20 protein-coding genes and 1 riboswitch are annotated in these 18,598 nt (G+C 67.0%); of the genes, 12 read left to right on the top strand and 8 right to left on the bottom strand.

Annotated elements, in window-relative coordinates; genetic code table 11:
- Positions 1-24 precede the first annotated feature (24 nt).
- Both lolA and KAQ61_RS01435 read right to left on the bottom strand, forming a co-directional pair.
- Positions 25-660: an outer membrane lipoprotein periplasmic chaperone LolA gene (gene lolA, locus KAQ61_RS01440; RefSeq protein ID WP_042411539.1), complete on the bottom strand. Its 636-nt coding sequence runs from the start codon at positions 658-660 to the stop codon at positions 25-27.
- Between the two features lie 42 nt (positions 661-702).
- Entirely contained in the window at positions 703-3,027 is a 2,325-nt protein-coding gene (locus KAQ61_RS01435; protein WP_210930269.1) for a DNA translocase FtsK, read from the bottom strand.
- A gap of 308 nt (positions 3,028-3,335) precedes the next feature.
- Here KAQ61_RS01435 and trxB point away from each other — a divergent pair, with 308 nt between their 5' ends.
- The 3 genes from trxB to rpmG all read left to right on the top strand — a co-directional run bounded on the left by trxB (position 3,336) and on the right by rpmG (position 4,941).
- A complete protein-coding gene (trxB, locus tag KAQ61_RS01430; protein ID WP_210930268.1) occupies positions 3,336-4,283 on the top strand; it encodes a thioredoxin-disulfide reductase in 948 nt (315 codons plus the stop codon).
- 233 nt (positions 4,284-4,516) lie between these two features.
- Positions 4,517-4,750, top strand: coding sequence for a 50S ribosomal protein L28 (gene rpmB, locus KAQ61_RS01425; protein ID WP_003058229.1), 234 nt, complete (start codon positions 4,517-4,519; stop codon positions 4,748-4,750).
- Between the two features lie 20 nt (positions 4,751-4,770).
- Positions 4,771-4,941, top strand: a complete 171-nt coding sequence (gene rpmG, locus KAQ61_RS01420; protein ID WP_042411550.1) for a 50S ribosomal protein L33 — start codon at positions 4,771-4,773, stop codon at positions 4,939-4,941.
- 174 nt (positions 4,942-5,115) lie between these two features.
- Here rpmG and KAQ61_RS01415 read toward each other — a convergent pair whose 3' ends face one another.
- A complete protein-coding gene (locus tag KAQ61_RS01415; protein WP_210930267.1) occupies positions 5,116-6,612 on the bottom strand; it encodes an aminotransferase-like domain-containing protein in 1,497 nt (498 codons plus the stop codon).
- A gap of 206 nt (positions 6,613-6,818) precedes the next feature.
- On the opposite strand from KAQ61_RS01415, the gene KAQ61_RS01410 reads away from it, so the two are divergent.
- Both KAQ61_RS01410 and KAQ61_RS01405 read left to right on the top strand, forming a co-directional pair.
- The gene (locus tag KAQ61_RS01410) at positions 6,819-7,244 is read left to right on the top strand and encodes a hypothetical protein (protein ID WP_210930266.1); all 426 of its coding nucleotides are present in this window, start codon (positions 6,819-6,821) and stop codon (positions 7,242-7,244) included.
- A gap of 60 nt (positions 7,245-7,304) precedes the next feature.
- Positions 7,305-7,459, top strand: a riboswitch (FMN riboswitch).
- 118 nt (positions 7,460-7,577) lie between these two features.
- On the top strand, positions 7,578-8,102 hold the full coding sequence (locus KAQ61_RS01405) for a 6,7-dimethyl-8-ribityllumazine synthase (protein ID WP_210930265.1): 525 nt from the start codon (positions 7,578-7,580) through the stop codon (positions 8,100-8,102).
- Positions 8,103-8,687: 585 nt separating this feature from the next.
- Here the strand turns inward: KAQ61_RS01405 and KAQ61_RS01400 are convergent.
- Together KAQ61_RS01400 and KAQ61_RS01395 are read right to left on the bottom strand one after the other, a co-directional pair.
- The gene (locus KAQ61_RS01400) at positions 8,688-9,053 is read right to left on the bottom strand and encodes a hypothetical protein (protein ID WP_210930264.1); all 366 of its coding nucleotides are present in this window, start codon (positions 9,051-9,053) and stop codon (positions 8,688-8,690) included.
- A gap of 170 nt (positions 9,054-9,223) precedes the next feature.
- A complete protein-coding gene (locus tag KAQ61_RS01395) occupies positions 9,224-9,994 on the bottom strand; it encodes an SOS response-associated peptidase (RefSeq protein WP_210930263.1) in 771 nt (256 codons plus the stop codon).
- Positions 9,995-10,251: 257 nt separating this feature from the next.
- On the opposite strand from KAQ61_RS01395, the gene KAQ61_RS01390 reads away from it, so the two are divergent.
- On the top strand, positions 10,252-10,749 hold the full coding sequence (locus tag KAQ61_RS01390; RefSeq protein ID WP_210930262.1) for a helix-turn-helix domain-containing protein: 498 nt from the start codon (positions 10,252-10,254) through the stop codon (positions 10,747-10,749).
- A 119-nt stretch (positions 10,750-10,868) separates the two neighbouring features.
- Positions 10,869-11,198 (top strand): DHCW motif cupin fold protein, encoded by a 330-nt coding sequence (locus KAQ61_RS01385; RefSeq protein WP_154163223.1) that lies wholly within the window; start codon positions 10,869-10,871, stop codon positions 11,196-11,198.
- A gap of 102 nt (positions 11,199-11,300) precedes the next feature.
- Here KAQ61_RS01385 and KAQ61_RS01380 read toward each other — a convergent pair whose 3' ends face one another.
- Positions 11,301-12,572: an RsmB/NOP family class I SAM-dependent RNA methyltransferase gene (locus KAQ61_RS01380; RefSeq protein ID WP_210930261.1), complete on the bottom strand. Its 1,272-nt coding sequence runs from the start codon at positions 12,570-12,572 to the stop codon at positions 11,301-11,303.
- Between the two features lie 161 nt (positions 12,573-12,733).
- On the opposite strand from KAQ61_RS01380, the gene KAQ61_RS01375 reads away from it, so the two are divergent.
- Positions 12,734-13,033 carry a DUF1653 domain-containing protein gene (locus KAQ61_RS01375; protein ID WP_051519372.1) on the top strand — a complete coding sequence of 100 codons (300 nt, stop codon included), beginning with the start codon at positions 12,734-12,736 and terminating at the stop codon, positions 13,031-13,033.
- 25 nt (positions 13,034-13,058) lie between these two features.
- The gene (locus KAQ61_RS01370) at positions 13,059-13,697 is read left to right on the top strand and encodes an FMN-binding negative transcriptional regulator (RefSeq protein ID WP_210930260.1); all 639 of its coding nucleotides are present in this window, start codon (positions 13,059-13,061) and stop codon (positions 13,695-13,697) included.
- Here KAQ61_RS01370 and purN read toward each other — a convergent pair whose 3' ends face one another.
- Positions 13,698-14,279, bottom strand: a complete 582-nt coding sequence (gene purN / locus KAQ61_RS01365) for a phosphoribosylglycinamide formyltransferase (RefSeq protein WP_210930259.1) — start codon at positions 14,277-14,279, stop codon at positions 13,698-13,700.
- 21 nt (positions 14,280-14,300) lie between these two features.
- On the opposite strand from purN, the gene KAQ61_RS01360 reads away from it, so the two are divergent.
- The 3 genes from KAQ61_RS01360 (at position 14,301) to KAQ61_RS01350 (ending at position 17,510) form a co-directional block, all read left to right on the top strand.
- Positions 14,301-14,978 carry a YceH family protein gene (locus KAQ61_RS01360; RefSeq protein ID WP_210930258.1) on the top strand — a complete coding sequence of 226 codons (678 nt, stop codon included), beginning with the start codon at positions 14,301-14,303 and terminating at the stop codon, positions 14,976-14,978.
- 126 nt (positions 14,979-15,104) lie between these two features.
- Entirely contained in the window at positions 15,105-16,286 is a 1,182-nt protein-coding gene (locus KAQ61_RS01355; RefSeq protein WP_210930257.1) for an acyl-CoA dehydrogenase family protein, read from the top strand.
- Between the two features lie 105 nt (positions 16,287-16,391).
- Positions 16,392-17,510: an acyl-CoA dehydrogenase family protein gene (locus KAQ61_RS01350; protein ID WP_210930256.1), complete on the top strand. Its 1,119-nt coding sequence runs from the start codon at positions 16,392-16,394 to the stop codon at positions 17,508-17,510.
- Between the two features lie 86 nt (positions 17,511-17,596).
- On the opposite strand, the gene KAQ61_RS01345 is transcribed toward KAQ61_RS01350, so the two are convergent.
- Entirely contained in the window at positions 17,597-18,544 is a 948-nt protein-coding gene (locus KAQ61_RS01345; RefSeq protein WP_210930255.1) for a bestrophin family protein, read from the bottom strand.
- Between the last annotated feature and the right edge of the window lie 54 nt (positions 18,545-18,598).

Raw genomic sequence — 18,598 nt, 5'->3', positions numbered from 1 at the left:
GCGCTATCGCATTAACGCCAGCCATCACTGCTGCATGACATCGGCGCCCGCGGGCACTTCGAACTTGAAGTGCCCGGCCGGCAGCGCGGGCAGCAGCTTGAGCTGGCTGAAACGGATCACCGAGCGCTGACCGAAGCCGTCCAGGATGTCCATGGCCGCCAGGGTCTCGCCCTGGAAGCCCACGCGCACGCTCTTGAGCTGGCCGTCCGACGCCTTGGGCACGGCTTCAACCCACTGCAGGCCGTCGGCATCGGGCACGGGCTTGAGCGTGAAGTCCTTTTGCAGGCCCGACAGGTCGCTGGCCGACGCCAGAATCGCCGCCGGCGTGCTGCCCAGGGCATCGGCCTGCTTGCGCTGCGTGACCTGGTTCAGGTCCACATCGTAGAGCCACACCGTCTTGCCATCGGCAACGATGGTCTGGGCAAACGGCTTGGTGTAGGTGAACTTGAACTGACCGGGCCGCTGGAACGTGAAGTCGCCACTGCTGGTCTTGGTGCGCGGCGCCTGCCCTTCCTTGGCCGGCGCGGTCACGGTCTGCGTGAACTGCGCCTGCCCGGCTTTGGCCGTGCGCATGAAGTGTTCCAGGCTCTGCAGGCCATCGGCCCAGACCACGGCCGGCAGCAGCACACTCGCGGCCAGCACCCCCAACGACTTTGTCATATCCATCCTGTCCTTTCGCCCGGCAGCCAAGGCTGTCAGGCCTTATTCCGGCCGTGCAGGCACCAGCACTTCGCGCTGGCCGCTGCTGGTGAGGGCACTCACCAGCCCTGCCTGCTCCATCTGCTCCAGCAGATTGGCCGAACGGTTGTAACCAATGCGCAGCTTGCGCTGCACGTACGAGATGCTGGCCTTGCGGTCCTTGAGGACGATTTCCACGGCCTGGTCGTACATCGGGTCCTTCTCGCCCCCTTCACCACCACCGTCACCGTCCGGGCCGCCGTCTTCCGACAAGGTCGACTCCAACACCCCTTCGATGTAATCCGGCTCGCCTTGTTCCTTCAGATAGCTCACCACGCGGTGTACTTCATCGTCCGACACAAAGGCGCCGTGCACGCGGATCGGCAGCCCCGTGCCGCTGGCCATGTACAGCATGTCGCCCATGCCCAGCAGGGACTCGGCCCCCATCTGGTCCAGCACGGTGCGGCTGTCAATCTTGCTGCTGACCTGGAAGGCAATGCGTGTCGGAATGTTCGCCTTGATCAGGCCGGTGATCACGTCCACGCTGGGGCGCTGGGTGGCCAGGATCAGGTGGATGCCGGCCGCGCGCGCCTTCTGCGCCAGGCGGGCGATCAGCTCTTCGATCTTCTTGCCCACCACCATCATCAGGTCGGCCAGCTCATCGATGACGATGACGATGTGCGGCAGGCGGTCCAGGGGTTCGGGCGACTCCGGCGTCAGGCTGAAGGGGTTACCAATGATTTCACCCTTTGCCGTGGCTTCACCGATCTTGGTGTTGTAGCCGGCCAGATTGCGCACGCCCAGCTTGCTCATCAGCTTGTAGCGGCGCTCCATCTCGGCCACGCACCAGTTCAGGCCGTTGGCGGCCTGCTTCATGTCGGTCACCACGGGCGCCAGCAGGTGCGGAATGCCTTCGTAGACCGACATTTCCAGCATCTTGGGGTCGATCATCAGCAGGCGCACGTCCTTGGCCTCGGCCTTGTACAGCAGCGACAGGATCATGGCGTTGATCCCCACCGACTTGCCCGAGCCGGTGGTACCGGCCACCAGCACGTGGGGCATCTTGGCCAGGTCGGCCACCACGGGCTTGCCCTCGATGTCCTTGCCCAGCCCCATGGTCAGCAGGCTCTTGGCCTCGTGGTAGACCTGTGAGCCCAGCACCTCCGACAGGCGGATCGACTGGCGCTTGGCGTTGGGCAGCTCCAGCGCCATGTAGTTTTTACCGGGAATCGTCTCGATCACACGGATCGACACCAGCGACAGTGACCGCGCCAGGTCCTTGGCCAGATTCACCACCTGCGAGCCCTTGACGCCCGTGGCGGGCTCGATTTCGTAGCGCGTCACCACCGGACCGGGCGTGGCCTGCACCACACGCACCTCCACGCCGAAATCCTTGAGCTTTTTCTCGATCAGGCGGCTGGTCATCTCCAGCGTCTCCGGCGACACGGTTTCCTGCTTGGCCGGCGCGGCATCCAGCAGGTCCACCTGCGGCAGGCTGCCTTCTTGCATCTGCGAATCCTGGAACAGCGGCTTCTGGCGCTCCTTGAGCACACGCTCGCTGGGCTGCGGCGGCGCGGCCGTGGGCGTCACGATCAGCACCGGCTCGTGGTGGTGCTCCTCGATCTCGCTGCGCTCCTCGGCAACCACCTTGGCGCGCTCCTTGGCAGCCTTGCGGCCTTCGGCCTCGTCCTTGACCTTTTCCCGCTGCTGCTGGTTCAGGCGCACCAGGGTCTCAATGCGGCGACCCAGGCCCTCGGCAGCGCGGCCCCAGGAAAAGCGAAACACCAGCGATAGCGCCACCACCAGCAACGCAATGCCGATCAGGCCCGAGCCGGTGAAGCCCAGCCAGCGCACGCCGATCAGGCCCAGGGTGTAACCCACCACGCCACCGGCATGGCCGGGCAGCACGCTCTCGAAACGGTACAGGCGCGACCACTCCAGCGCGCAGCTCACGCCCAGCAGCAGTGCCACACCAGCCCACCACTGCAGGCGCTCGCCGACCGGCGTATCCAGCATGCTGTGGCCGCGCATCCAGCGCAGGCTGGACGCGCACAGCACATACAGGGCGATCAGCAGCAGCCACCAGGCCGACAGGCCAAAGCCGAAATACCAGGCATCGGCGAGCAAGGCGCCCAAACGGCCCATCCAATTGTTCACCATGACCACGTCACTGCTGCCCGATGTGGACCACGCGGGGTCGAGGGGCGAGTAGCTGACCATCGCCATCAGCCAGAACAGCAGGCCCAGCGCACCGGCGGTCAGGCAGATTTCATGGCCAAAGCGCGCCAATCCCTGGCGGGGCGCGGTCTTGGCCAGATTGGCATTCAGTGCATTCGAGGAATAAGTCATACGCAGTCGGGAGCTTACCTTAGGCGTGCGAGGCGCTACACAAATGGTTGCAACGCCTGTGCAAGCACTTGCAACAACCACGCGGGCGTGCGCGCACCGCCCGCAGCCCGGCCATGGCCGTCACACAGGCCGGTGCCGTTAGCTTCTGGCTATGCGCGTGTTTAGGGATACCTTGCCCCAGAATTTCCCCAGCTTTCTACAATGCATGGCTACCCCGTGCAAGCGGTGACACCTGCCCGACAGGTGCCGTGCGATTGTTCAACCGGTGTGGCGCATGCGCGCAACACCTCCCCCTTCGAAAAGCAACGATGTCCACCAACCAACACGCCAAAGTCCTGATTCTGGGTTCCGGCCCTGCCGGCTACACCGCGGCCATCTACGCAGCCCGCGCCAATCTGAACCCCATGCTGGTGACCGGCATGGCCCAGGGCGGTCAGTTGATGACCACCACCGAAGTGGACAACTGGCCCGCCGACGTCAACGGCGTGCAAGGCCCCGAACTGATGCAGCGCTTCATGGAGCACGCCGAGCGCTTCAAGGCCCAGATGGTCTTCGACCACATCCACAGCGTGGACCTGTCCCAGCGCCCCTTCACCCTGACCGGTGACAGCGGCACCTACACCTGCGACAGCCTGATCATCGCCACCGGCGCCTCGGCCAAGTACCTGGGCCTGCCTTCGGAAGAGGTCTTCATGGGCCGCGGTGTGTCCGGCTGCGCCACCTGCGACGGTTTCTTCTACCGTGAACAGCCAGTGTGCGTGGTCGGTGGCGGCAACACCGCCGTGGAAGAAGCCCTGTACCTGTCCAACATCGCCAGCAAGGTCACCCTGGTGCACCGCCGTGACAAGTTCACGGCCGAGCCCATCCTGGTGGACAAGCTGATGGAGAAGGTCAAGGAAGGCAAGATCGAGCTCAAGACCCACTTCACCCTGGATGAAGTGCTGGGTGACCAGTCCGGCGTGACCGGCATCCGCATCAAGAGCACGCAGGATGGCCACACCGAGGACGTGGCCCTGCAAGGCTGCTTCATCGCCATCGGCCACTCGCCCAACACCGACATCTTCAAGGGTCAGCTGGAGCTGGAAAACGGCTACATCGTCACCCAGGGGGGCCGCAAGGGCTATGCCACGCAGACCAGCGTGCCTGGCGTGTTCGCCGCCGGCGACGTGCAGGACGACGTGTACCGCCAGGCCATCACCAGCGCCGGCACCGGCTGCATGGCCGCGCTGGATGCCCAGCGCTTCCTGGACCAGTAAACCGCGCATGCCCGGGCGTGGGACAGGCTAAAACCCTGTCGACCCACGCCTTTTTCCAGAAAGCCCGTATAATCGCGGGCTTTGCTGCATTTAGCGCCTGTTCTTACAGGTTGTGGGGTGCGACAAATTCGGGCTACCGCCACCCTTTATCTGGCGAGGTGAGGCCTGCTGGCACATTGCACTGACCGTGCAATCTCCGTGCTCGCGGCCGTTTCAAATATCGGAGTGTCCAAATGGCACGCGTATGTGAAGTTACGGGCAAGAAGCCCATGGTGGGCAACAACGTTTCCCACGCCAACAACAAGACCAAGCGTCGTTTCCTGCCCAACCTGCAGTACCGTCGTTTCTGGGTTGAGAGCGAAAACCGCTGGGTGCGCCTGCGTGTTTCCAGCGCTGCCCTGCGTCTGATCGACAAGAACGGCATCGACTCCGTGCTCGCAGACATGCGTGCCCGTGGCCAGGCTTAATTTCCTCAAGGAGCATAAAAATGGCTGCTAAAGGCGGACGCGAAAAGATCAAGCTGGCTTCCACAGCTGGCACCGGTCACTTCTACACCACGACCAAGAACAAGAAGACGATGCCTGAAAAGATGTCGATCATGAAGTTCGACCCCAAGGCTCGCAAGCACGTCGAGTACAAGGAAACCAAGCTGAAGTAATTCAGCCGTTTCTTCGGACAAGAACCGCCGACAGCGCAAGCTGCAGGCGGTTTTTTGTTGCCCGCGCCCTGGGTGGATGGCGTGCGGCACCCGCTTTCGACCCGTGAGCGGGTTTGCAAGTGCGCGCCCACATCGCGGGCGACCCCACCCCAACAGGTGGCCGTCCCCCGGCCCTCAGCCGCGCGGCGCCTGTCCCAGTTGCTGGCAGGCCATGGCCCCCAGCAACTGCAGCGCCTGCTCCACAGCGGCATCCACCGGGTGGGTGCAGGCCAGCCGCAGGCAGTGTTCGTAGCGCCCGGAGTTGGAGAACATGCTGCCCGGCGCAATCCGTATCCCCTGGTCCAGGGCATCGCCGAACAGCCGGGCGCTGGAAAAGCCTTCGGGCAGCTCCAGCCACAGGCACAGGCCACCGCCCGGCAGGCTCATGCGCGTGCCGATAGGGAAGTGGCGCGCCACCAGCCGGGCCATGGCCTCGCGCTGCTGCTTGAGCTGCGCCTTCAGCCGCTCCAGGCTGCGCTGGTGCGTGGGTGAACCCAGCACCTCGGCCACCACCAGCTGCCCCAGGGTCTGGGTGTTGCGGCTCTGGGCGAACTTGAGCATCTGCACCCGGCCATGCCAGCGCCCGGCATTCATCCAGCCCTGGCGCAAGCCCGGCGCCAGGCTCTTGTTGAAAGCCTGGCAATAGATCACCTGGCCCGCCACGCTGTCCCAGGCCTTGAGGGGCTTCACCGGCTGCGAGCCTTCGACGAACAGGCCATACGAATCGTCCTCGATCAGCGCCGCCCCATAGCGCGCGCACAGCGCCACCAGCCGGGCCTTGTGTGCATCCGGCATGCGCGTGCCCAGCGGCATCTGCAACTCAGGCACCACCACCACGGCCTTGAGGCGCGGCTGGGTCTGGAAGGCCAGCTCCAGCGCCTCCAGCGACAGCCCCGTGCGCGGGCTGCACGGAATCTCCAGCGTCTGCAGCTGCAGCGACTCCACCACCTGCAGCAGGCCGTAATAGGTGGGCGACTCCACCGCCACCATGTCCCCGGGCGCGGCCACGGCCGCCAGCGCCAGGCTCACGGCCTCCGAGTTGCCGGTGGTCGCCAGCACATCGCCGGGGGCCACGCGGATGCCCGCCGCCAGCGCGTGCCGGGCCATGGCCTGCTGGAACAGCGGGTGGTTGCCCTGGTTGGCCAGCAGCGAGCGGCCCTGCGTCAGCAGTTGCGGGTGTTCGCGCAGCAGACGCGCCACGGTCTTGTTCAGAAAGCGGTGGTCGAACAGCTCCGGCGGTGGCGTGCAGCCGCCCACATCCAGGTGCACCTGGGCCTGGCGCCCGCGCTCCAGCAACAGGGAAATGTGTTCGTTGATGCCCACAAAGTGGGCCTGGGCGCCGGGCTGCACCGGCTGGCTCAGGTCTGGCTCGCGGGTCAGCGCCACCCCATCCAGCGCCCGCGCATCGCGCACAAAGTAGCCCACGCGCGGGCGCGCCTCCAGGCGCCCCTGCTCCTCCAGGTGGCGCAGCATCTGCAGGGCGGTGGACAGGCTGACCTGGTGGCGGCGCATCAGCTCGCGCACGGAGGGCATGCGCTCGCCCACCTGCAGGGTCCCCAGGCCCATGGCCTGGGCATAGTCCCCCGCCAGGCGGCGGTACAGGGGCAGTGAAGCAGCAGCAGCCAGTGTCATGGGCCGGATTTCCAACAGACAACAGAGCCGCCATCATGCCCCAGGCCTCTGCTGCGCAACAGATACAGATACAGCGCATAACGACCAGAACAGCAGCCCCCTAACCTGCACTGCTGCGGTGCGCCTGGCCCGCGGCTGTGCCTGTTGCGATGGCCCGCCGTAACCTACGCTGGAGCCCTTGTTTCACACCGTTTGCGCAGGCCCTTATGTCTTCGTTGCCTCCCCCGCCATGCCCCGGCCAGAACCCCAGGGCCGACCGCACCACCCTGTATCGCATCCCCGATGGTCTCCCCCACAGCCTGGCGCTGCCCGCCGGGGCCGAGGTGTTTTGCGCCAGCGGCCAGCTGCTGCTGCAGACCGCCCCGCTGGGAGGGATGGACGGCGGCCCCAGCCTGTCGCTGCACCTGCACACCGGCCAGAGCTGGCGGGCCCCGTGCGCGCTGTGGCTGCAGGCCACGGCCCTGCAGGGCCCGGCCCGGCTGCAATCCACCCTGCCCGCCGCCCCGGTCGGCCCCGCGCCATCCGGCACAGCGCCGCTGCCAGACACCGTCTGGGTGCACCTGGGCGCCACCGTGGCACGCTGGTGGGGGCAACGGCCCTTGCGCCAGCGCAAGGCCCAGTTACCTGGGTGACCAGCAGTGCCATGCCGGCGGCCTACAATGGCTTTGTCGCCTGGCTAACCACCAGGCGACATACGTTCTCAGGGCGGGGTGAAACTCCCCACCGGCGGTATGCAGCCCTGTGCTGTGAGCCCGCGAGCGCTTGGCAAAGCCTGCTTTGCCAAGGTCAGCAGATCTGGTGCGATGCCAGAGCCGACGGTCACAGTCCGGATGAAAGAGCAACGTGAAGACCTGTCCTCCAGCCTGCCGCTGGGTGCGGGCGTGCTTGCGCGCGCCAGCACCTGCCTGGGCTGCGTCTGCCTTCGCGCGCCCTGATTCATTTGTTGCACGTCTTGAAAGACACACATGAATCAGACTTTGACACCTTCCCAATCCTCCCACGCCACCCAGGCCACCTTGGCCACGGCCCGCATCGCCATCGTCAGTGCCAACTGGCACAGCGACATCGTGCACCAGGCCCATAACGCAGCCGCCGCACGGCTGCAGGCCCTGGGCGCCGCGCCCGCCCGCATCCACCAGGTGGAAGTGCCGGGCGCGTTCGAAATCCCGCTGATGGCGCAAAAGCTGGCCCAGTCCGGCCAGTTCGACGCCGTCATCGGCTGTGCCATCATCGTCAACGGCGGCATCTACCACCACGACTTCGTCTCTGCCGCCGTGGTCGAGGCGCTGATGCGCGTGCAGCTGGACACGGGCGTGCCCGTGTTCTCGGTGGCGCTGACGCCCCACAACTTCCAGCCCTCGGACGAGCTGCACGGCTTCTTCCACGCGCACTTTGTGAAAAAGGGCGAGGAAGCGGCCAATGCCTGCGCCGAGACCCTGGCCGCCCACGCGGCCGTGGATGCGCTGCTGGGCGAAGCGGTCACGGCTTAAAGTCTTTTCAGCATTTTCTGGCTCTGGCGCGCATGGGGATTGCGCTGACAGCTATCAAAACTATGGATAGCACCCGCCCTGCGTGGCACGGCGTGCCGTGCAGGGCAAGGGCCAGAAACTCGCCCTGGCGGGCTGGGCACGGGTGGGTCTGCGAGCAAGCCCGTGCGCCGCACGCTGGCGTGGGGCGGTGTTCACCGTGCCTGGTGGGGTGAACACAGGCCCACGCAGCGCATCGGCCCAAGGCGGCCGGCACCACCAGCGGCCCTGCAGCATCGCCAGGTTCCCACCGCAACGGCAAGTGGCAGGCTGGCCCCGCGGCGCGCACAGCGCTGGCGCGTGCAGGCAATCGGGGGAACGGCTGTGCACCGCATGGCGCGCTGAAAAGTGTTTTGCAGATGTGCTCCGCACACCGCCCTCGCACCGGATCTGGAATTGCAGCCAAAAAGACAGCCAACGCACGCCCAGTCAGCGTTGACTGCTATGAAAAATCAAAGCCTGTTGCCAGCCAGCCAGCAACAGGCTTTTCTGTGCGTCTGCCGCGCGTGGGCGGCAGACCACCACGGACCGCGCCCACCCAAGGCAGCTTCAGCGGTCCTGCCTGCCACAGCACATTTTTCGCAGTTGAAGGCCGATGCGGTAGAGCACGTAGAGCCCCCCCACGCTGACCACCACCCAGGGCAGGTACTGGGACACGGAGACAAACTTCCAGAGGGGCCCCTCGCCCACATAGTCAGGGCTGCTGCGCAGGGACAGGTGCAGCACCAGCGAGGCGGCGGTGCCGCCGCCGATGGCCGCGAGCATCGCCTTTTCGGCCCACGGCCGGAGCGCGTAGTGCAGTGCGACCACGGCAAACAGCAGGTAGCAAGCCAGAGACAGCCAGGCCAGGGCGTCAAAGGCGACGGAGTGCACAGGTGCCAGGGCATGCGCCCAGGCTTGGAAGGAAGTGAGCATGGCATCCACCGGGGTTCACGGTATGGCGGCATCGCGGCATGGGTGTGGGTGGCAGCCATCCCCCTCGCCGCAGGAGCAAGCCGGGAATCGTCGGTGCCCCGCAGCCGCTTGAACATCCAAGAGAAATAAGGCACTCACGCAGGCCCAGCCTGCGCCAGCTGCTATCCCCATCAATCAAACAGGCCCTTGGGCTTTTTGTCTTTCTTGTGCTCCACCGGGTTGGCCAGCAGCCAGTTCGCCGGGTACGCCCGCATGAACTCGCGCGCCTTGTCCTGGCGTGCCGTCAGCCAGGCGTCGTAGGTGCCCTCGCCCAGGATGGCCGGCATGCGGCGCTCCGCCCCCTGCGGGCCATAGCGGCGCATCAGCGCATGGCTGTTGGCGTTGAGGGTCAGCACGGCATAGCTCAGCAGCTCGGCCCCGGTGTCCGGGTCGGTCCATTGACTCCACACGCCCGCCACGCCCATGGGCTGGCCGTCCACGCGGGCGATGCGCGTGGGAATGGCCTTGCCGGTGCGCACATCGTCCACATAGAAGGCCTGCATGGGGATGATGCAGCGCTGGCCAGCCAGCCAGGCATCGCGGAAGGCCTGGGTGGTGCTCACGGTTTCATTCAGCGCCACCAGCAGCTTGGGCGCGCGCAGCTTGGCGTCCTTCTCGGACTTCACCCAGCTGGGCACCAGGCCCCACTGGGCAGGCACCCATTCGCGCGCGACCTGGGGGGCGGCTTTTTTGGCCGGCTCCGCCACGGCCGTGCCCTCGGGGGCTGCGGCGGCGGGATCGGCCGGCTCCACGGGGTCTGCCGCGGGCAGCAGCTGGCCACGGATGAAGCCGGACATGCGCCGGGCGCGCATCTGGCGCTCGGCGGGCAATTCGGCGGGGGAAACTTTGAAAAAGTCGGTCCACAGCGCAAGCGTGGCGAGGTTTTCGTATTGGGTCGTCATAGCCGGCTATCGTACGCTGCACCCGTGCCGCGCGGACCCGGCCGGGCGAGTCCCCTTGCACGGACCCTGGACGGCCGCCCGCCGCGCCAGCAGGCCCTGGGCTGGCCGACCATCGCACTGTGCGCCCGCAGCGCCCGCGACCTGACAGGCCCGACAGCCCGGCTGTCACCCCGGTGTCGTGCCCGTGTCGCCCTGCTGGCGTGGCGCTGTGCCTGGCGGGCCGGCATGCTCACAGGACGTGATCAAAAGGAATCCCCATGCAGGTACAGAAACTTAGGCTGCAACGCGGCTGGTCCCAACAACAGCTGGCCGAACTCAGCGGCCTGAGCGTGCGCACCATCCAGCGCATCGAGAACGGCAGCGCGGCCAGCACGGAATCCTTGAAGTCACTGGCGTCGGTCTTCGAGATCGACTTTTCCACCCTGTCCAGTGAGCCCGCCATGCCCGACACCCCGACCCCAACCTCCTCCCCCATCCACACGCCCAGCGCCAGCCAGCAGGAACAGCTGGCCCTGCTGGAGGTGCGCAAGCTCAAGGGCTTCTACCTCCATCTGGCGCAGTACGTGGTGGTGATCGCGGCGCTGTGCGCCATCAACCTGCTGACGACGCCGCACCGGCTGTGGTTCTACTGGCCCGCCCTGGGCTGGGGCATCGGCACCCTGGCGCATGCCGCTGCCATTTTTGGCTGGTTGCCGTTTCTGGGGGTGGGCTGGGAAAAGCGGCAGGTGGAAAAGCGCCTGGGTCGCCCGCTCTGAATGCGCCCCCAGGCGATGGCCCGCATACCCAAGGGCTAGGCCCAGGACAGTGCCAGGCCGATAAGCTGGCAGCCTGACCACCCCCGTCGCCGCACGCGGCAACTTCCGGAGTTTCTGGCATGCACATCAGCGCCATCCCCTTTGGCACGACCGACTGGTCGCGCATCACGCCGACCGAGCACCCAGGCGAACAAGGCTGCGCCTACTGGCGCACCCAGCAGTTTGGCGATCTGCGCGTGCGCATGGTCGAGTACACGCCCGGCTATGTGGCCGACCACTGGTGCGTCAAGGGCCACATCCTGCTGTGCCTGGAGGGCGAACTGCACACCGAGCTGGAGGACGGCCGCCGCTTCACGCTGACGCCCGGCACCAGCTACCAGGTGGCCGACCATGCGGAACCGCACCGCTCATCCACCACCACCGGGGCCAAGCTGTTCATCGTGGACTGAGGCCGCCGGCGCGCCAGGCCCAGGCGGCCGATGCGGGCACGCCGATGGGGCCCAGCGCCTGCGGGACCGTGCCGGGGCCCGGCCCTGCGCGCAGATTTGGATTTACTTGCGTTCCCAGACGGCGGCGAAGAAACCGTCGGTCTGGTGGCTGTGCGGCCACAGGCGCACATAGCGGGCGCCGCTCTCGCCGCCGGCGCACAGGCTGGCGGCGTGTTCCACCTTCAGCTGCTCCAGGGTCTGGCCCGCGTCCAGCGGCACGAAGTCGGGGTGCGCCTGCTGGAAGGCTTCGGCAATCCGTTCGTTCTCTTCGGGCAGCACCGAGCAGGTGGCGTAGACCAGACGGCCGCCCGACTTCACCATGCGCGCGGCGCTGGTCAGGATGGACTGCTGCTTGTCGGTCAGCTCGTGCACGGCCTGCTCGTCCTGGCGCCACTTCAGATCGGGGTTGCGGCGTAGCGTGCCCAGGCCCGAGCAGGGCGCATCCACCAGCACGCGGTCGATCTTGCCGGCCAGGCGTTTGACGCGCTCGTCGCGCTCGTGCGCCAGGGCGGCGGGGTGCACGTTGGACAGGCCGCTGCGCGCCAGGCGGGGCTTGAGCGCCTCCAGGCGGTGGGCGGACACGTCGAAGGCGTACAGGCGCCCGGTGTTGCGCATCTGCGCGCCGATCGCCAGGGTCTTGCCACCGGCACCGGCGCAGAAGTCCACCACCATCTCGCCGCGCTTGGCGTCCAGCAGCAGGGCCAGCAGTTGCGAGCCTTCGTCCTGCACTTCCAGGCGGCCTTCCTTGAAGGCGTCCAGCTTGGTCAGCGCGGGCTTGTCTTCGACACGCAGGCCCCAGGGCGAGTACGGCGTGGCGACGGCCTGGATGCCGGCGGCCGCCAGCTCCTTTTGCACGGCTTCGCGCTTGGCATGCAGGGCGTTGACGCGCAGGTCCAGCGGCGCGGGCTCCAGCATGCTGGCGGCCAGGGCCTCGAACTGCTCGCCCACCTGGGCCTGCAGGGCATCGGCCATCCACTGGGGCAGGTTGTGGCGGTGTTGCGGCAACAACTCCTCAGGCTTGACGGCATCGCACTGGTCCAGCCACTTGGCTTCCTGCTCGCTCAGCGCGGCCTTGAGGAAATTGCGCGGGGCGTGGAAGCCCAGGATGGCGAGGCGGCGCTCCTTGGGGCCGCTGCCCGAGCGGGCCAGCGATTCAAACAAGGTCTTCTTGCGCAGCACGGTGTACGCGGTTTCGGCCAGGGTGGCGCGCTCGCGCGGCCCCAGGTTGCGGTGGTCGCGGAAATAGCGGGACACCACGGCGTCGGCGGGGTGTTGGAATTGGAGGGTCAGCTTGACCAGTTCGGCGCAAGCGTCGAGGAGGGCTTTGGGATGCATAGCCCGTATTGTCCCATTGCCACCAAATCCCGGTGCTGCGCTGGCTGCTGCGGCGTGGCACCATCCGGGCTGGCGTGGCTGGGCGCCCAGGGATTCAAGGCTTTTTAGGCCTGCAGCCCAATACCCACCTGCGCTGACAGCTCCACTTTTGATATTGCTCCATGGCTTCCGAACACCTGCCCCCGCTGATCACCACCCCGCCCGGCCTGTACCGCCACTACAAGGGCATGCTGTACGAGGTGATCGACACCGTGCGCCACAGCGAGACGCTGGAGCCGCTGACGCTGTACCGCGCCCTGTACGGCGAGCGCGGCCTGTGGGTGCGCCCGGCGGCCATGTTCCAGGAGACCGTGGTGATCGACGGCGTGGCCCAGCCGCGCTTCACCCGGCTGCCGCCCGCCGGGCCTGGCACTGACACGGACCTGACGCACAGCCCCACCACCCCCATGCCGGCGGCATGATGGGCGTTTTGCTTGCGCGCCTGCCATGTACCTGCCTGCCCATTTCGCGGCCAGCACCGCCGATGCTTACGACCTGATTCGCCAACACCCCCTGGGTGCGCTGGTACACCAGCATGCCGGGGGTCTGGACGCCAACCATCTGCCGTGGGAACTGGAAACCCCGGAGGCTGCGCCTGCACGCCTGATCGGCCATGTGGCGCGCGCCAACCCGCTGCTGGAGCAACTGCACGATGGTGTTGACGTGCTTGTCATTTTTCAGGCGGAGCAGGCGTACATCTCGCCGAACTGGTATCCCAGCAAGCACGCGACGCACCAGCAGGTGCCCACCTGGAACTACCGCGTGGTGCATGTGCATGGCCGCCTGCAGTTGCACGACGACCGGAAATGGGTGCTGGGCGCCGTGGGTAAGCTGACCCGCACGCACGAGGCGCGCACACAAGGCGTTGTGCCCCACGCGGCAGGCGCCTGGAAAATCAAGGATACCCCGCCCGACTACCTGGAAAGGCAGCTCGCGCACATCGTCGGCATTGAAATCGCCATCACACGCGTGCAAGCCAAGTTCAAGCTCAGCCAGAACCGCAGTGCCGAAGACCGGCATGCGGCAGCCACATCGGTCGCCGCCGCCGGCCACCCCGCGCTGGGAGCGGCCATGCAGGGCGATTGATCAGCGTTGTTGCAGCAAGGCGGCCACGGCGCGGGGGTAGATGATGTGCTCCTGCGTGAGCACGCGCGCGGCCAGGGTCTCGGCCGTGTCGTCGGGCAGCACGGGCACCACGGCCTGGTCCAGGATGGGGCCCACGTCCAGCTCGGCCGTCACGCCATGCACGGTGCAGCCCGCAAACTTGCAGCCGGCATCGATGGCCCGCTGGTGGGTGTGCAAGCCGGTGAAGGCCGGCAGCAGCGAGGGATGGATGTTGACCATGCGGCCGGCGAAATGCTGCACGAAGCCGGGCGTCAGGATGCGCATGAAGCCGGCCAACACCACCACGGCGGGTTGGTAGGGGTCGATGCGCTGCGCCAGCGCGGTGTCGAAGTCCTCGCGGCTGGCAAACTGCCGGTGATCCAGCACCTCGGTGGCAATCCCCTGTTCCCGGGCAAAGACCAGGCCCTTCGCGTCGGCCTTGTTGCTGACCACGGCGGCCACGCGGGCGCCATAACGGCGTTCCCAATCCTGCTGCTTGGCCGCCTTCACAATGGCAGCCATATTGGACCCGCCGCCCGAGATCAAAATCACGATGTTTTTCATTGCGCCGCAATTATCCCAGCCATGACCTTCGACCATCAGAACCTGCCCCTGTCCCCGACTGAAGCGCGTGTGCTTGCCACCTTGATGGAAAAGGCCCGCACCGTTCCGGACAGCTATCCGCTGACCCTCAACAGCCTGGCCAGCGGCTGCAACCAGAAAACCAGCCGCGAGCCGGTGATGCAGCTCAGCGACGCCGAGATCCTGGCCACGCTGGACGCGCTGCGCGACCGCCACCTGGTGATCGAGGTCAGCGGCCAGCGCGCCATGCGCTGGGAGCACAACTTCGAGCGCGTGCTGGGTGTGCCCAGCCAGGCCAGCGCCCTGCTGGGCCTGCTGATGCTGCGCGGCCCGCAGACCGCGGCCGAGCTGCGCACCAATGCCGAGCGCTGGCACCGCTTTGCCGACACCGGCTCGGTCGAGGCCTTCCTGGAAGAGCTGCAGGACCGCAGCGCGGACAAGGGCGGTGCCCTGGTACAGCTGCTGCCCAAGGCCCCGGGCGCGCGCGAGGCGCGCTGGGCCCACCTGCTGTGCGGCGCACCCGTGCTACCCCTGCCCTCCGCCAGTGCCAGTGGCAGTGGCAGCAGCGCCACAGCGCTTGCCGGCGCCGAGGCGCAGCGCCTGGAAGCGCTTGAAGCCCGCGTCGCCGCCCTGGAAGCCCAGGTGCAACGCCTGTGCGCGGCATTGGGCGATTCCGTTTAGCGGAACACAGACACCGACGCGACAACTTTGCGCGTTCCCCCTGTTGCCGGGGCCCGGTGGTCGCAGGCAAGCTCTTTGGTGAACGGCGGGCCCTGGTCCCGCCTGGCTTACCAAGGAGACCGCCACATGGATTTGGCATACACGCCCGAAGAACAGGCCTTCCGCGAAGAAGTCCGCGCCTGGATCAATCAGCACCTCGACCCCGCCCTGGCCGCCAAGGTGCGCAACGGCCTGCGCCTGGAGCGTGACGACATCCAGGGCTGGGCCAAGATCCTGGGCAAGAAGGGCTGGCTGGCCTATGGCTGGCCCCAGGAATTTGGCGGCCCCGGCTGGGGTGCGGTGCAAAAGCACCTGTTCGCCGAGGAGCTGGCCCGCGCCGGCGCGCCGGCCATCCTGCCCTTCGGCCCGGTGATGGTGGCGCCCGTGATCATGGCCTATGGCACGCCCGAGCAGCAAAAGCGCTTTCTGCCCGGCATCGCCAGCGGCGAGGTCTGGTGGAGCCAGGGCTATTCCGAGCCAGGCTCCGGCTCCGACCTGGCCAGCCTGAAGACGCGCGCCGAGCGCCACGGCGACCACTACCTGGTCAACGGCCAGAAAACCTGGACCACGCTGGGCCAGCACGGCGACTGGATCTTCAACCTGGTGCGCACCAGCAACGAGGGCAAGCCCCAGACCGGCATCAGCTTCCTGCTGATCGACATGAAGAGCCCCGGCGTGACCGTGCGCCCGATCAAGCTGCTGGACGGAGAGTGCGAGGTCAACGAAGTCTTCTTCGACAACGTGAAGGTGCCCGCCGACCAGCTGATCGGCGAAGAGAACAAGGGCTGGACCTATGCCAAGCACCTGCTGGCGCACGAGCGCACCAACATCGCCGACGTGAACCGCTCCAAGCGCGAGCTGGAGCGCCTCAAGCGCATCGCCAAGCAGGAAGGCGTGTGGGAGGACAGCCGCTTTCGCGACCAGATCGCCCTGCTGGAGGTGGACATCGTGGCGCTGGAAATGCTGGTGCTGCGCGTGCTGTCGGCCGAAAAGAGCGGCAAGAACCCACTGGACATTGCGGGCCTGCTGAAGATCAAGGGCAGCGAAATCCAGCAGCGCTACGCAGAGCTGATGATGCTGGCCGCCGGACCCTACAGCCTGCCCTTCATCGAAGAGGCCATGCACGCCGGCTGGCAGGGCGACTTCCCCGGCGGCACCGTGGGCAACGCGCCCCTGGCCGGCACCTATTTCAATATGCGCAAGACCACCATCTACGGCGGCTCCAACGAAGTGCAGCGCAACATCGTCGCGCAGACCTTGCTGGGCTGATGCCGCACGGCGCCACCGCTTCACGCCCCCTTCGGCAGGGGGCTTTCGATTGAGCTTCGCTGGGCGCTGCGGCGCCAACCCGCCGCCCAGCCACAGGAGACAGGTATGGATTTCGATTTTTCTGACGACCAGCAGCAACTGCGCGATGCCGCCCGCCGCTGGGTGGACAAGGCCTACACCTTCGAGCACCGGCGCACCGCCGTGGCCGCCGGCGGCTTTCGCCGCGAGGCCTGGGACGCCCTGGCCGAGCTGGGCCTGACCGCACTCAACGTGCCCGAGGCCCACGGTGGCCTGGGCCTGGGCGCCGTGGACGCCATGGTGGTGATGGAGGAAATGGGCCGCGGCATGGTGCTGGAGCCCCTGGCCCAGAGCTTCATCACCGCCAAGGTCCTGGCCCAGTACGCCCCCGCTGCGGTGCAGGCCGACTGGCTGCCGCGCGTGGCCGCGGGCGAAGCCCTGGTGGTCCTGGCCCACCAGGAACGCCGCGCCCGCTACCACCTGGACAAATGTGAATCCAAAGCGGCGCTAACACCCGATGGATATGCGCTGACAGCTCACAAAAGCATAGTCCCCGCAGGCGACCAGGCCGACGCCTTCCTGGTGCCTGCGGTGCTGGACGGCCAGATCGCCCTGTTCCTGCTGGAGCGCGCGGCCCCCGGTGCCCGCACCCGGGGCTACCTCACCCAGGACGGCAGCCGGGCCGCCGAGCTGGAGGCCGAGCGCAGCCCCGCCACCCTGGTCACCACCGAAGGCCTGGCCGCGCTGGAGCTGGCCGTGGACACGGGCAGCGCCGCGGTCTGTGCCGAGGCCGTGGGCGTGATGGACCAGGTGCTGGCCATCACCGCCGACTACCTGAACCAGCGCAAGCAGTTCGGCGTGGCGATTGCCAGCTTCCAGGCGCTGCGCCACCGCCTGGCCGACATGAAGATGCAGTTGGAGCTGGCCCGCTCCATGAGCTACTACGCCAGCCTTCAGCTGGACCAGCCCGCCGAGCAGCGCCGCCGCGCCATCGCCCGTGCCCGGGTGCAGCTGGGCCAGTCCATGCGCGGCGTCGGCCAGCAGGCGGTGCAGCTGCACGGCGGCATCGGCGTGACCGACGAGTACATCGTCAGCCACCAGTTCAAGAAGCTGACCCAGCTGGAGATGACCTACGGCGACAGCCTGCACCACCTGGGCGAGGTGGCGGCGCGCATGCAGGCCACCGCCGGTGTGGTCGACCACTGAGTGCGCGGCACCCCCGAATCAAACAGCCCCGCAGTGCGGGGCTTTTTTTGTGGGCTGGGCGTGTGGCGTGTGGCGCCGGCGCTGACTCAGGTCAGCCGGTAGTCCACCGGCAGGATGGGCGCTGGGATGTCGGTGTCGCCCAGCAACTGCAGCAGGTTCATCTCCATCCCGCGGCACAGGGCGTCCAGCGGCAGGTCGTTGTTGTCGGTACCAAAGGGCTCTTCCAGCTCGTCCCCCAGGGCGTCCAGGCCGAAGAAGGTGTAGGCCACGATGGTGACCACAAACGGCGTCATGAAACCTGTCACATCCACCAGGCCAAAGGGCAGCAGGAAACAGTACAGGTGCGCCGTGCGGTGCACCAGCAAGGAGTAGGAAAACGGCATGGGCGTGTGCCGCAGGCGCTCGCACGACGCGGCGGCGAAGGTCATCTGGGTCAGGGTCTCGTCCAGCTTGGTGGCCATGCAGGGGTCGATCTGCCCGGCACGGATGCACTGCGCCAGATCGTGGGCATTGGCCTGGACGATGGCATCGCCACGGTGTGCCAGCGGCAGCCCACGCACCTTCTCCCAGTCGGCCGCGGTCAGCCAGCGCTCCACCGAGCGGTCGTCCACATGGTCGCGCAGCTGCTCACGCAGGGCGTGGGCATGGGCAATCGCCCGGTGCACCATGCGCACGCGCACATCGCCGTCGCGGTTGCGCGGCTCCAGCACCTGGGGGCTGTCGATCAGGCTCAGGCACTGGCGCGCCAGGGTGCGGGCGCGGATGTTCAGGTCGCCCCAGAGCTTGCGGCCCTCCCAGTAGCGGTCGTAGGCGGTGTTGTTGCGAAAGCCCAGGAAGATGGCCAGCGGCAGGCCGATCAGGGTGAAGGGGATGGGCGTGACCGTGATCTTGATGTCGAACAGGTAGCCATGCGCCAGGGTGACCAGCACCGCCAGCAGGATGTTCAGACACAGTTTCCAGCGGATGCGCTGCAGCACCGACCCCCGCAAGGTGAGGAACAGGGACAGCCCGGTGGGGCGCTCGCGAACGATCATGGCAAACCAGATTCAGGGAAAACCCTGGATTTCACCATAAGCCAAGGCCGATTT

This window comes from Comamonas aquatica, from assembly GCF_018064205.1.
GTDB lineage: Bacteria > Pseudomonadota > Gammaproteobacteria > Burkholderiales > Burkholderiaceae_C > Comamonas > Comamonas aquatica.
This window is presented reverse-complemented; position numbering and strand designations above follow the sequence as displayed.